This is a genomic window from Candidatus Blochmannia sansabeanus (nom. nud.), assembly GCF_059935345.1.
Window position 1 is genome coordinate 670235 of the sequence record NZ_CP011795.1, and the last position, 15782, is coordinate 686016.

Annotated in this window: 3 protein-coding genes, 1 tRNA gene and 2 rRNA genes; 1 reads left to right on the top strand and 5 read right to left on the bottom strand. The window is 36.7% G+C overall.

Annotated elements, in window-relative coordinates; translation table 11 throughout:
* The 3 genes from Bsans602_RS02865 to Bsans602_RS02875 form a co-directional block, all read right to left on the bottom strand.
* Positions 1-2987, bottom strand: a 23S ribosomal RNA gene (locus tag Bsans602_RS02865).
* Between the two features lie 207 nt (positions 2988-3194).
* A tRNA-Glu gene (locus tag Bsans602_RS02870) sits at positions 3195-3267 on the bottom strand.
* Positions 3268-3386: 119 nt separating this feature from the next.
* A 16S ribosomal RNA gene (locus Bsans602_RS02875) occupies positions 3387-4955 on the bottom strand.
* The 16S and 23S rRNA genes sit together here with 1 tRNA gene alongside, the layout of an rRNA operon.
* A gap of 437 nt (positions 4956-5392) precedes the next feature.
* On the opposite strand from Bsans602_RS02875, the gene purH reads away from it, so the two are divergent.
* Positions 5393-7015, top strand: coding sequence for a bifunctional phosphoribosylaminoimidazolecarboxamide formyltransferase/IMP cyclohydrolase (gene purH, locus Bsans602_RS02880; protein ID WP_500837399.1), 1623 nt, complete (start codon positions 5393-5395; stop codon positions 7013-7015).
* Positions 7016-7396: 381 nt separating this feature from the next.
* Here purH and rpoC read toward each other — a convergent pair whose 3' ends face one another.
* Together rpoC and rpoB are read right to left on the bottom strand one after the other, a co-directional pair.
* Positions 7397-11620, bottom strand: coding sequence for a DNA-directed RNA polymerase subunit beta' (gene rpoC / locus Bsans602_RS02885; protein ID WP_500837400.1), 4224 nt, complete (start codon positions 11618-11620; stop codon positions 7397-7399).
* A 120-nt stretch (positions 11621-11740) separates the two neighbouring features.
* On the bottom strand, positions 11741-15766 hold the full coding sequence (gene rpoB / locus Bsans602_RS02890) for a DNA-directed RNA polymerase subunit beta (RefSeq protein ID WP_500837018.1): 4026 nt from the start codon (positions 15764-15766) through the stop codon (positions 11741-11743).
* Positions 15767-15782: the final 16 nt, after the last annotated feature.

Sequence of the window (15782 nt, forward strand, 5' to 3'; positions counted from 1 at the left end):
AAGTTAAGTTCTCACGGGTCATTAGTATCGGTTAGCTTAACACTTCACAGTGCTTATACACCCGACCTATCAACGTCATCGTCTTTAACGTCCCTTTAGGAGGACTTTTATCCTCTGGGAAGACTCATCTTGAGGCAAGTTTCCCGCTTATATGCTTTCAGCGGTTATCTTTTCCGCACGTAGCTACCGGGCAATGCCATTGGCATGACAACCCGAACACCAGCGGTGCGTCCACTCCGGTCCTCTCGTACTAGGAGCAGCCCCTCTCAATCTTCCAACGCCCACGGCAGATAGGGACCGAACTGTCTCACGACGTTCTAAACCCAGCTCGCGTACCACTTTAAATGGCGAACAGCCATACCCTTGGGACCTACTTCAGCCCCAGGATGTGATGAGCCGACATCGAGGTGCCAAACACCGCCGTCGATATGAACTCTTGGGCGGTATTAGCCTGTTATCCCCGGAGTACCTTTTATCCGTTGAGCGATGGCCTTTCCATTCAGAACCACCGGATCACTAAGACCTGCTTTCGCATCTGCTCGAATCGTCACTCTCGCAGTTAAGCTAGCTTATGCCTTTGCACTAACCTCACGATGTCCAACCGTGATTAGCTAACCTTTGTGCTCCTCCGTTACTCTTTGGGAGGAGACCGCCCCAGTCAAACTACCTACCAGACACTGTCCTTGGTCCGGATAACGGACCTAAGTTAGAATATCAAATGTTAAAGGGTGGTATTTCAAGGACGGCTCCATAAAGGCTTGCGCTTTTACTTCATAGCCTCCCACCTATCCTACACATCAATATTTGACATTCAGTATCAAGTTATAGTAAAGGTTCACGGGGTCTTTCCGTCTTGCCGCGGGTACGCCGCATCTTCACGGCGAATTCAATTTCACTGAGTCTCGGGTGGAGACAGTCTGGCCATCATTACGCCATTCGTGCAGGTCGGAACTTACCCGACAAGGAATTTCGCTACCTTAGGACCGTTATAGTTACGGCCGCCGTTTACCGAGGCTTCGATCAAGAGCTTTTCTCCATAACAAAAAAGATAACCCCTTCAATTAACCTTCCGGCACCGGGCAGGCGTCACACCGTATACGTCCACTTTCGTGTTTGCACAGTGCTGTGTTTTTAATAAACAGTTGCAGCCAGCTGGTATCTTCGACTGGGTTCAGCTTGAGAAGCAATATGTTATATTGTTCTTTCACTTACATTCCAGCGTGCCTTCTCCCGAAGTTACGGCACTATTTTGCCTAGTTCCTTCACCCGAGTTCTCTCAAGCGCCTGAGTATTCTCTACCTAACCACCTGTGTCGGTTTGTGGTACGATTAGATTTAACCTGAAGCTTAGAGGATTTTCCTGGAAGCATAGCATTAATTCCTTCGCCATCAAGATGGCTCGTCATAGCGCCTCAGCGTTAGAAAGAATGGATTTTCCTGAATCTTTCCGCTTACACGTTTAAACCGAGACTACCGATCCTCGGAGAATCTAGCTTTCTTCGTCACCCCATCGCAGTTAAATCTAGTACAGGAATATTAACCTGTTTCCCATCAGCTACGCCTGTTGGCCTCGCCTTAGGGGTCGACTTACCCTGCCCCGATTAACGTTGGACAGGAACCCTTAGTTTTTCGGCGAGCGGGTTTTTCACCCGCTTTATCGTTACTTATGTCAGCATTCGCACTTCTGATACCTCCAGCATGTTTTACAACACACCTTCTCAGGCTTACAGAACGCTCCCCTACCCAATAAATTTTATATTTAACATGATTAAATGAACAAAAATATTAAATTATAAAATATGTATTGCCGCAGCTTCGGTGCATGATTTAGCCCCGTTACATCTTCCGCGCAAGCCGACTCGACCAGTGAGCTATTACGCTTTCTTTAAATGATGGCTGCTTCTAAGCCAACATCCTGGCTGTCTAAGCCTTCTCACATCGTTTCCCACTTAATCATGACTTAGGGACCTTAGCTGGCGATCTGGGTTGTTTCCCTCTTCACGACGAATGTTAGCACCCGCCGTGTGTCTCCCGTAATAGCATTCTTTGGTATTCGTAGTTTGCATCGAGTTGGTAGCCTGGGAAGACCCCTAGTCGAAACAGTGCTCTACCCCCAAAGATGAGTTTACGAGGCGCTACCTAAATAGCTTTCGGGGAGAACCAGCTATCTCCCGGTTTGATTGGCCTTTCACCCCTAACCACAAATCATCCGCTAATTTTTCAACATTAGTCGGTTCGGTCCTCCAATCAGTGTTACCTAATTTTCAACCTGTTCATGGTTAGATCACCGGGTTTCGGGTCTATATCCTGCAACTTAACGCCCAGTTAAGACTCGGTTTCCCTATGGCTCCCTTATTTAGTTAACCTTGCTACAGAATATAAGTCGCTGACCCATTATACAAAAGGTACGCAGTCACACAAATAAATAACAATCTGCGCTCCTACTGCTTGTACGTACACGGTTTCAGGTTCTATTTCACTCCCCTAGCCGGGGTTCTTTTCGCCTTTCCCTCACGGTACTGGTTCACTATCGGTCAGTCAAGAGTATTTAGCCTTGGAGGATGGTCCCCCCATCTTCAGACAAAATGTCACGTGTTTCGTCCTACTCGTTGAGTTACGATAACTAATATATTTTCAGATACGAGGCTATCACTCTATATTGCTAATTTTTCCAAATTATTCTCTTAATATATAAGTGGTATCATATAACTCTGGGCTGTTCCCTGTTCGCTCGCCACTACTAAGGGAATCTCAAATTGATTTCTGTTCCTCAGAGTACTAAGATGTTTCAGTTCCTCTGGTTTGCTTCATTTAGCTATGAATTTACTAAATGATAATGCACAATTTATCTTGCATTGGGTTTCCCCATTCGGAAATCACCGGTTAAAAACGCTTCACATCAGCTTACCGATGCTTTTCGCAGATCAGCACGTCCTTCATCGCCTTTGACTGCCAAGGCATTCACCGTGTACGCTTAAATTACTTAACTTCGCAATCCTCAGACTTCTAATTTAATTAAATAAATTATATTTATTTATACTACATGAACACGCTTATCTTAATGTGTTTGTTGTATATTTAATAACCTTCAATATAATAGTATTCATTCTTAACTTTTTAAAAGTGTAAGGTTTAATTTCATCCTAATTGTTAAAGAGCTATAAAATACCAAAATTTTATTTATAAAAGTTAAACTGTCCCCTAGGGGCTTTGAACCCCTGTTGCCGCCGTGAAAGGGCAGTGTCCTAGACCTCTAGACGAAGGGGACCCGCGATTTCTAGTTGCAACAAAATAAAGACTTGGCATTTTCGTACCATATTTTTAGTTAAATCTCTAAAAACATTAAATAATCTATGTGGGCACTTCGCTTATATTACTCTTGATAAGTAAGGAGGTGATCCAACCGCAGGTTCCCCTACGGTTACCTTGTTACGACTTCACCCCAGTCATGAATCACAAAGTGGTAAGCGCCCTCCCGAAGGTTAAACTACTTACTTCTTTTGCAACCCACTTCCATGGTGTGACGGGCGGTGTGTACAAGGCCCGGGAACGTATTCACCGTGACATTCTGATCCACGATTACTAGCGATTCCGACTTCATGGAGTCGAGTTGCAGACTCCAATCCGGACTAAGACGTACTTTATGAGGTTTGCTTGCTCTTACGAGATTGCTTCTCTTTGTATACGCCATTGTAGCACGTTTGTAGCCCTACTCATAAGGGCCATGATGACTTGACGTCATCCTCACCTTCCTCCGGTTTATCACCGGCAGTCTCCTTTGAGTTCCCGGCTTTACTCGTTGGCAACAAAGGATAAGGGTTGCGCTCGTTGCGGGACTTAACCCAACATTTCACAACACGAGCTGACGACAGCCATGCAGCACCTGTCTCAAAGTTCCCTAAGGCACTCTCATATTTCTATGTGATTCTTTGGATGTCAAGAGTAGGTAAGGTTCTTCGTGTTGCATCGAATTAAACCACATGCTCCACCGCTTGTGCGGGCCCCCGTCAATTCATTTGAGTTTTAACCTTGCGGTCGTACTCCCCAGGCGGTCGATTTAACGCGTTAGCTTCGAAAGCCACAAATCAAAGTCTGCAACCTTCAAATCGACATCGTTTACGGCATGGACTACCAGGGTATCTAATCCTGTTTGCTCCCCATGCTTTCGTACTTGAGTGTCAGTTTTCGTCTAGGGGGCCGCCTTCGCCACTGGTATTCCTCCAGATCTCTACGCATTTCACCGCTACACCTGGAATTCTACCCCCCTCTACGGAACTCTAGCTTATCAGTTTCAAATGCAGTTCCTAAGTTAAGCTCAGGGATTTCACATCTGACTTAATAAACCACCTACGCACGCTTTACGCCCAGTAATTCCGATTAACGCTTGCACCCTCCGTATTACCGCGGCTGCTGGCACGGAGTTAGCCGGTGCTTCTTATATAGGTAACGTCAATTAAAATTGGTATTATCAAAATTAAATTCTTCCCCATTGAAAGTGCTTTACAACCCGAAGGCCTTCTTCACACACACGGTATAGCTGCATCAGGGTTTCCCCCATTGTGCAATATTCCCCACTGCTGCCTCCCGTAGGAGTCTGGACCGTGTCTCAGTTCCAGTGTGGCTGATCGTCCTCTCAGACCAGCTAAGGATCGTGGCCTAGGTGGGCTATTACCCCGCCTACTAGCTAATCCTATCTGGGTTCATCCGATAGCATAAGGCTTTTTTTATTGCGTACAATAAAAAAAGTCCCCTACTTTGGTCTGTATGACTTTATGCGGTATTAGCTATCGTTTCCAATAGTTATCCCCCTCCATCGGGCAGATCCCCAGACATTACTCACCCGTTCGCCGCTTGCCAATCAGAGCAGCAAAACTGCCGCTCCTGCTGCCGCTCGACTTGCATGTGTTAAGCTTACCGTCAGCGTTCAATCTGAGCCATGATCAAACTCTTCAATTTAAATTAGTTTCCATTTACAACAAATAAACAGATTAATTTCTTATATAACCACTAATTAATCAGCTTTCTTTTTATATTTTATAAATGGCACCGTATTATCTTTCATATTTGCGTAAGTGCCCACATAAATTACCTAAAATTTAATTTTTAAAGAACTATATTTCGATTAGAAATACTTGAGATTATTTCTCAAACGAAATAAGTACATTATTAACATTGATTTTAGTTAATGTCAATAGTATTTAAGATTATTTTTATGATTCAATAATTATTACTTGAAGTGTTAAATTAATTTTTTATGATTATGTCAAAATTATCCAAATAATTTAATATTTTAGGAAATAATATATAATAATATTATAATTATGTTATTACGTGTAATGTTGTAAGATTGTAATTAATATTGTAGTTTAACTTGTTGTTATGAGGATACTATGATGCAATCATCATTGTTCATTCGTCGTGTGTTAATTAGTGTGTTTGATAAATCTAATATTTTAGAATTTGCTCAATCATTAATTGAACGGGGCATTCAATTATTATCAACTGGAGGTACAGCTCAAGTATTAGCAGATGCTGGGTTACCAGTATTTAAAGTTTCTGATTATATTAAGTTACCTGAAATAATGAATGGACGTATCAAAACGTTACATTACAAGATATATGCTGGAATTCTTGGTAGACGAGGATTAGATGATGCTGTTATGCATCAATATAATATTCAACCAATTGATATGGTGGTAATTAATTTTTATTCATTTAACTCTTTGTTGATGCAAAATAAAATATCTTCTGAAGAAGAAATATTGGAACATATTGATATTAGCGGCCCAAGTATGGTAAGGGCAGCAGCAAAAAATTATAGAGATGTAGCCACTGTGGTCAGTAGCAATAGTTATGGAAAAATTTTAGATGAAATTAATTATTATAATGGATTACTTAGTTTAAAAACCCGTTTTCACTTGGCTGCAAAAGCATTTAAATATGTTGCTGAATATGATAATGAAATTTCTAATTATTTTAATTATCAATTGCAAAATAATCGTTGTGTTCCCATGGCTAATGAAGATGATTATAATGAACCCTGTCATTATTTTCCCAAAAATTTAACTTTTATGAATCTTAAATTTACAAAAAAACAAGATATGCGTTATGGAGAAAATCCGCATCAACGAGCAGCATTTTATACAGATACATGTTCGAAACAAATAGGATCTATTGCCACTGCTCATCAATTACAAGGAAAGTCATTGTCTTATAATAATGTTTTGGATATGGATACGGCTTTGGAATGTGTAAAAATGTTTGATGACCCAACTTGTGTAATTGTTAAACACACTAATCCATGTGGTGTTGCTACTTCTAATACAATTAGCTCAGCATATGTTAAAGCTTATCAATCAGATCCTATTTCTGCATTTGGAGGGATTATTGCTTTTAATAGAGATTTAGATAAACACACGGCTCAAACTATCGTGAAGCGACAATTTGTAGAAGCAATTGTAGCGCCAGGTATTGATCGAGATTGTCTTAGCATTTTATCTAGTAAAAAACATATACGAGTATTGGAATGCGGGGCATGGACTATGAAGAAATCAGATATAGATTTTAAACGTATTAATGGAGGATTATTGATACAGGATTATGATGTTATGACAGATTTACAATCTCTGGTCACAGTTACTATTCGTCAGCCAACAAACAAAGAAATGAAAGATGCATTGTTCTGTTGGAAGATAGTTAAATTTGTTAAATCTAATGCAATTGTTTGTGGTAAAAATTATCAAACAATCGGAATTGGTAGTGGCCAAATGAATCGCGTGCATGCAGTAAAAATAGCCGTGTCTTTCAAAGAACCAGGTATATTGAATACTCAAGGATCAGTGATGGCTTCTGATGCTTTTTTTCCTTTTCCTGATGTAATACGTATTGCATCTGAAGTAGGTATTAGTTGTATCATACAACCAGGAGGATCTATTCGAGATCAGGAAGTTATTAAAACTGCTGATAGATATGGTATCTCGATGATTTTCACACGTATTCGTCATTTTAGGCATTGACTCTTAAAACATAATTTTGAAAAAATTTATTTTATTTATATAAATATAAATACTAATTGTAAAGTTTGTGGTTATATGTAGACGACATCTGTAAATTTAGTAGTAAATATTATTACTATTTATTTCTTTCTTGTAGATATGTATAAGATGAATATAGGGTTTTATATGCTCAATGTCGATATAAAGTTAGAGGATTTATTTTAAAAACATAAAACAATTGCATTATTATTTATATTTAAGTTTAGGATGTATCGAATTATGTTTTATATGTTTAATGTACATTACCAATTATTTACTGTAATTTATTATTCTTCAAATCTACACCACTATTATGTAGATAGTTATTATCCTATCTACATAATTATTAAAAAGAGATAAAATTTATGTCGCATTTAACAATTCAGTTAAGTTTGCTGATGCTTCATCTGCTGTAATTTGAGAAGAAATATGTGTTGTTGTTATTTTGGATTTTTCTATTTCATTCTTATTACTGAGATGACGACGGTGATATAAACGTTCTTGATGGTAAGAGTAGCCAGTGCCGGCTGGAATTAATCTGCCAACAATAACATTTTCTTTAAGGCCGCGCAGTTCATCTCTTTTCCCAGCTACGGATGATTCAGTTAATACGCGTGTTGTTTCTTGAAAAGATGCTGCAGAAATAAATGATTCTGTAGCCAATGATGCTTTAGTTATTCCTAATAAGTTGCGCATAAAACTTATTTTTATTTTCCCTTCATTTTCTAGTTTTCGGTTAGCAATTTTAATACGTGAATATTCTACTTGTTCACCTACTAAAAAATCAGAATTTCCTGATCGAATGATAGTAGCTTTACGTAACATTTGTCGCACAATGACCTCTATATGTTTATCGTTAATTTTCACTCCTTGTAAACGATAAACATCTTGTACTTCATTGACAATATAACGAGTTACTGCATGTACTCCACGTAATCTTAAAATGTCGTGTGGAGATTCTGGACCATCAGAAATAATATCTCCGCGATCTACGTATTCACCTTCAAAAACATTAAGATGCCGCCATTTTGGAATCATTTCTTCATAAATATCCCCATCATCATTTATGGGAGAGATCACTAAACGTCGTTTCCCTTTTGTTTCTTTTCCAAAAGAGATTGTTCCGCTAATTTCTGCTAAAATTGCTGATTCTTTTGGCCGACGTGCTTCGAATAGGTCTGCAACACGTGGTAAACCACCAGTAATATCTTTAGTACCACCGCTTTCATGTGGTAATCTTGCTAATGTATCTCCACAAATAATTCTTGATCCATTAACTAACTGGATCACACTTCTACCAGGCAAAAAATATTGTACTGGAACATCTGTGCCGGGAATAAAAATATCGTAACCATTAATATCTACTATTTTTAATGTGGGTCTTAAATCTTTAGCCCCACTTACACGTTCAGAAGTATCCAATACTACAATAGAGGTTAATCCTGTTAATTCATCAGTTTGTTTAACAATGCTTTGTCCATCTACCATATCAACAAATTGAATAAATCCGCTTACTTCTGCAATCACTGGCATAGTATGTGGATCCCAATAAGCTACTATTTCTCCATGTGTTACTGATTCTCCATTTTTTTTTGTGATTATGGCCCCATAAGGTACTTTATAGCTTTCTTTAGTACGAGAAAATTGATCGATAATTTTAAGTTCGGTGTTACGAGATGTGATTACTAATTTCCCTTCTCCGTTTATTACAGATTTAATGTTTTTTAAGTGAACAGTACCTTTATTTTTGATTTGAACGCTTGACTCTGAAGCAGATCTAGAAGCAGCTCCACCGATATGAAAGGTACGCATTGTTAATTGAGTGCCTGGTTCGCCTATAGATTGAGCTGCAATAACACCAATTGCTTCTCCTTTATTTACAAGTTGTCCTCTAGCTAAATCTCGGCCATAACATTTTGCGCATACACCAAAATCAGTATCACAGGTAACAACAGATCGCACTTTAATAGTATCAATTGAATGTTCATCTAGAACATCACACCAATATTCGTCTAACAAAGTATTGCGTTTAATTAATACTTTAGTAGCATCTTTATTAGATTCTAAAATATTTTCTGCCAAAACCCGACCTAATACACGCTCTCGTAGAGGTTCTTTTACATCTCCGCCTTCAATGACAGGGCTAATTATGATGCCGGAAAATGTGTTACAATCATCTTGTGTAATTACTAAATCCTGAGCTACATCAACTAGACGTCGTGTTAAATAACCAGAATTAGCTGTTTTTAAAGCGGTATCAGCTAATCCTTTACGGGCTCCATGCGTAGAAATAAAATACTGCAATACATTTAATCCTTCTCGGAAATTTGCAGTAATAGGCGTTTCAATAATTGATCCATCTGGTTTTGCCATTAAACCGCGCATACCGGCAAGTTGGCGTATTTGTGCTGCTGATCCACGTGCTCCAGAATCTGCCATCATAAAAATATTATTGAACGATGCTTGTATTTCTACTTGCCCATTCCGATTGGTTACAGTTTCAGTGGCTAAATTATCCATCATTGCTTGCGCTACTCGTTCGTTAGCTGCAGCCCATATATCAATAACTTTATTGTAGCGTTCACCTGCTGTAACCAATCCAGTCTGAAATTGTTCTTGTATTTCGGCCACTTCAGATTCTGCTTCATCAATTATATTAGCTTTTTTTTCAGGAATAATCATATCATCAATACCGACAGAAGCACCAGAACGAGCAGCGTATGCGAATCCAGTATACATAATTTGATCAGCTAATATAACAGTAGCTTTTAATCCTAGTAAACGATAGCAGCTATTTAACATTGTAGATATAGCTTTTTTCCCTAATACTTGATTGACTAATGTAAATGGTAGTCCTTTGGGTATAATCATCCAAAAAATGGCACGTCCTATTGTACTATTAACAATATTGGTTTTTTCTAACCATTTTCCATTTTTTTCATATTCATATTCAGTAATACGTATCTTGATACGAGCATGTAGTTCAGCTAAACCTAGACGATAAAGGTATTCTGCTTCTTTTGGTCCAGTTAATATCATTCCTTCTCCTTTAGAATTTATACGTTCGCGTGTCATATAGTATAAACCTAATACTACGTCTTGAGATGGAACAATAATGGGTTCTCCATTAGCAGGAGATAATATATTGTTGGTAGACATCATTAAAGCTCTCGCTTCTAATTGAGCTTCTAATGTCAACGGTACATGTACTGCCATTTGATCTCCATCAAAATCAGCATTATATGCAGCGCAGACTAGTGGGTGTAATTGAATGGCTTTTCCTTCTACTAATACTGGTTCAAAAGCTTGAATACCTAATCTATGTAATGTAGGAGCACGATTTAACATTACTGGATGCTCGCGAATTACATTATCAAGAATGTCCCACACTACTGCTTCTTCTCTATCTACCATTTTCTTTGCAGCTTTGATAGTACTAGCAAATCCTTTTAATTCTAATTTTCCATAAATAAATGGTTTAAATAATTCTAAGGCCATTTTTTTTGGCAGTCCACATTGATGTAGTTTTAAATAGGGACCAACAGTAATTACTGAACGACCAGAATAATCAACACGTTTTCCTAAAAGATTTTGGCGAAATCTACCTTGTTTGCCTTTAATCATATCAGCTAAAGATTTTAAAGGACGTTTATTGGAACCGGTAATCGCACGACCTCTACGTCCGTTATCTAGTAATGCATCTACTGCTTCTTGAAGCATTCTTTTTTCATTACGTACTATAATTTCTGGAGCGGACAAATCTAATAATCGTTTTAATCTATTGTTTCTGTTAATAACACGACGGTATAAATCATTTAAATCGGAAGTAGCAAAACGTCCTCCATCTAATGGGACTAGTGGTCTTAAATCTGGAGGAAGTACTGGTAGTACATTTAGAATCATCCATTCAGGTTTATTTTCAGAATATATAAATGCTTCAATTAATTTTATACGTTTTGTTATTTTTTTACGTTTAGTTTCGGAATGACTATCTTCTAACGTTTCTCTAAGAAATTCGCATTCGTTTTTTAAATTTTTATTTTTCAATAAAATTTGAATGGCTTCAGCTCCCATTTTTGCTTCGAATTCATCTCCAAATTCTTCTAATGCGTCTAAATATTCTTCTTCAGTTAAGATTTGGCGACATTCGAGATTAGTCATACCATTTTCGATTACTACATAGGATTCAAAGTATAGAACACGTTCGATATCACGTAATGGCATATCCAATAATAATCCAATACGTGACGGTAATGATTTTAAGAACCAAATATGAGCAGTAGGAGAAGCTAATTCAATATGTCCCATACGTTCTCGTCGTACTTTGCTTTGTGTCACTTCTACTCCGCATTTTTCACAGACTACTCCACGATGTTTTAGACGTTTATATTTACCACATAGACATTCGTAATCTTTAATAGGACCAAAAATGCGTGCACAAAATAAACCATCTCGCTCGGGTTTAAAAGTGCGGTAATTAATAGTTTCTGGTTTTTTTACTTCGCCAAAAGACCAAGATCTAATCATGTCTGGAGAAGCAAGTGCAATTTTAATTGCATTAAATTCTTCTACCTGGGTAGGTTGCATCTTAAAAAATTTAAGTAAATCTTTCACAGAGAGCCTTTATTAGAGTTATATTTGTTGAATGTATAAATATTATATAAATATATAATAGTAAATTTGTTACACAGATTTTAAATTTAAATATTAATCTTCTAGTTCGATGTTAATTGCTAAAGAACGAATTTCTTTTAATAAAACGTTGAAAGATTCAGGCATACCGGGGTCCATTATATGATTTCCATCAACAATATTTTTATACATTCTAGTGCGTCCATTTACATCATCTGATTTTACCGTTAACATTTCTTGCAAAGTATATGATGCACCATAAGCTTCTAATGCCCATACTTCCATTTCACCAAAACGTTGTCCTCCAAATTGAGCTTTTCCTCCTAATGGTTGTTGTGTTACTAAACTATAAGAACCGGTAGAACGTGCATGCATCTTATCATCTACTAAGTGATTTAATTTCAACATGTACATATAACCTACAGTAACTTTTCTTTCAAACACTTCTCCTGTACATCCATCAAATAATGTAATTTGACCAGAAGTTGGTAATCCAGATAATTGTAAAAGATCTTTAATTTCTTTTTCTGTAGCCCCGTCAAATACTGGAGTAGCAATAGGTATTCCTTCTTTCAAATTCTTAGCTAATTGCAATATTTCTGCATCTGAAAATTTATTAAGATCAATGTGTTGTCGTGATCTTTCTCCTAAGTCATATGCTTTTTGAATAAATTTTCTTAATTGATTTATTTCTTTGTATGTTTGTAACATGAAGTTTATTTTGTCCCCAATACCTTTCGCGGCCATACCAAGATGAGTTTCTAAAATTTGACCAATATTCATTCGAGATGGTACTCCAAGAGGATTAAGCACGATATCTATTGGTATTCCATTTTGATCATATGGCATATCTTCGATAGGGTTAATTTTTGAAATTACACCTTTATTTCCGTGTCGTCCAGCCATTTTATCTCCAGGCTGTATTTGACGTTTCACGGCTAGATATACTTTAACTATTTTTAATATACCAGGAGCTAATTCATCTCCTTGAGTAATTTTACGATGTTGAATTTCTGTTTTTTTTTCAAAAATACGTTTTAAATTAAAATATTGTTTAGTTAATTGAGATAATTGATGTTGTTTTTTTGTATCTGATAGTATCAGATTTAACCAAGAATCACGGTTAATGTTAATTAATTGTTCTTTTTCGATGCCACTCGCAATTAATATATCATAAACTCGATCAAATAAAGCTGATTCAAAAATTTGGAATTCTTCATTTAAATCTTTTTTTACTTGTTTTAATTTAGCAGATTCAATTGCTAATGAACGGTTGTCCTTGTTAATACCATCTCTAGTAAATATTTGTACATCAATTACAGTACCGCATACTCCATTAGGAACTCGTAAGGATGAATCTTTAACATCGGAGGCTTTTTCGCCAAAAATAGCACGAAGTAATTTTTCTTCTGGTGTTAATTGAGTTTCTCCTTTAGGTGTAACTTTTCCAACGAGGATATCTCCCCCTATAACTTCTGCTCCAATGTAGATAATTCCAGATTCATCTAGTTTAGATAACGCTGTTTCTCCTACATTTGGAATATCAGCTGTTATTTCTTCAGGTCCTAATTTAGTATCGCGAGATACACAAGTCAATTCTTGAATATGTATACTTGTAAATCTATCTTCTTGTACTACACGTTCTGAAACTAACATTGAGTCTTCAAAATTGTATCCATTCCAAGGCATAAAGGCAATTCGCATATTTTGTCCTAACGCTAATTCTCCTAAATCAGTGGACGGACCGTCCGCTATTACATCTCCACGTTCTACTGATTCTTCTAAAGATACACAAGGTCGTTGATTAATACAGGTATTTTGATTTGATCGAATATATTTTGTTAGATGATAGATATCAATTCCTGACTCTTCATCATGTGTTTCATTCTTATTAACATGTATTACAATACGCGATGCATCTACATATTTAACGATCCCACCGCGCTTAGCTATCGCGGTGACACCGGAATCTATAGCGACTGCACGTTCCATTCCAGTGCCAACTAACGGTTTTTCACTACATAAAACGGGAACGGCTTGACGTTGCATATTTGCACCCATTAGAGCACGATTAGCATCATCGTGCTCTAAAAAAGGAATTAATGAGGCAGCAACTGATACTATTTGTTGCGTGGAGACGTCCATGTAATCAACTTGATCTTTTTTAAAAAGACCAGATTCACCTTTATTTCGACAGGTTACTAAATCGTCAATAAATTCTCCTATTGGATTTAGGTTGGTATTTGCTTGAGCAATAACAAAATTACTTTCTTCGATTGCAGACAAATAATAAATATCATTACTGACGATACCATTTTGAACCTTACGATATGGAGTTTCTAAAAATCCGTATTCGTTAGCTCGGGCATATACAGATAATGAGTTAATTAAGCCTATATTTGGTCCTTCTGGAGTTTCTATGGGACAGACTCGACCATAATGTGTGGGATGAACATCACGTACTTCAAATCCTGCGCGTTCTCTAGTTAAGCCTCCCGGCCCTAAGGCAGATATACGACGTTTATGAGTAATTTCTGACAATGGATTATTTTGATCCATAAATTGAGATAATTGGCTAGAAGTAAAAAATTCTCTTACCGCAGCTGAAATTGGTTTAGCATTAATTAAATCCTGGGGGGTTAACGTATCTAAATCACCCAAAGATAATCGTTCTTTTACTGCACGTTCTACCCTAACTAATCCAATTCTAAATTGATTTTCCGCCATTTCACCTACAGATCGAATACGTCGATTGCCTAAATGATCAATATCATCTACATCTCCTTTACCATTTCTAATCTCGATTAATTTTCTAATTACATCAACAATATCGTCTTTTTTTAATATTCCTAAATCTTCTATTTGTGTTCGTTGCAATGAACGATTAAATTTCATTCTGCCTACAGCAGACAAGTCATAACGTTCTTCTGAGAAAAATAGATTTTCAAATAAATATTCAGCAGCTTCTTTAGTTGGTGGTTCTCCCGGGCGCATTACACGATAAATTTCTATTAGTGCATCAAATCTATTAGTGGTTGTATCAATACGCAAGGTTTCAGAAATATAATTACCATAATCTAGATCATTGCTAAATAATGTTTCTATGGATTTATATCCTGACTGAATTAAGTTATGTAATATATCGGTAGATATTTCTGTATTAGCTGCAACAATAAGCACATTAGTGTTTTTGTCAATGTAGTCTTTTATAACAACTTTGCCAATTATATAATCTATAGGTATTTCAATTTTTGAAATATTGTCTTTTTTTAATTGATTAATATGTTTAGCTGCAATACGCCGTCCTTTTTTTACATATGTAATACCATTAACAATAATGTCAAAGGATGCTGTTTCGCCGCGTAATCTTTCAGGGATTAGATGCATATATAATGTATTATTTTGAATTTCATATATTACTTTATTAAAGAACATATTCAATATTTGATCAGTAGTATAATTTAAAGCACGCAGTATCACTGTTACTGGTAACTTTCGTCGTCTATCAATACGTACAAATAAATTATCTTTTAGATCAAATTCAAAATCTAACCAAGATCCTCTATATGGGATAATACGTGCGTTATATAATACTTTTCCTGATGAATGTGTTTTACCTTTATCACTATCGAAAAATACGCCGGGGCTTCTATGTAATTGAGATACAATGACTCGCTCAATGCCATTAATAATAAAAGTACCGTTATTGGTCATAAGTGGAATTTCACCCATATATACTTCTTGTTCCTTAGTATTCTTTATTACGTTATTTAATCCATCACGTTCGTAAATAATTAAGCACAGACGTACGCGTAACGGTGCAGAAAAAGTGATACCACGTGTTTGGCATTCTTTTACATCAAATGTTGGTTCTCCTAATCGATATTTAATGTATCTTAGCTCAGCATTACCGTTATAGCTTTTAATGGGGAAAACAGATCTAAAAGCTGTTTCTAATCCACATTGTCTTTCTGGATCATGCCTAATAAATTTTTGAAAAGAATCAAGCTGAATAGAAAGAAGATATGGAATATCTAAAACTTGAGGACGTTTTCCAAAGTCTTTACGAATACGTTTCTTTTCAGTATAGGAATACACCATAAAGTTCCTCGATTAA

What these genes read in the sequence shown, in the direction of transcription:
- purH (WP_500837399.1), top strand. Translation starts at nt 5,393, where the DNA reads ATGCAATCATCATTGTTCATTCGTCGTGTGTTAATTAGTGTGTTTGAT.
- rpoC (WP_500837400.1), bottom strand. Translation starts at nt 11,620, where the DNA reads ATGCAACCTACCCAGGTAGAAGAATTTAATGCAATTAAAATTGCACTT.
- rpoB (WP_500837018.1), bottom strand. Translation starts at nt 15,766, where the DNA reads ATGGTGTATTCCTATACTGAAAAGAAACGTATTCGTAAAGACTTTGGA.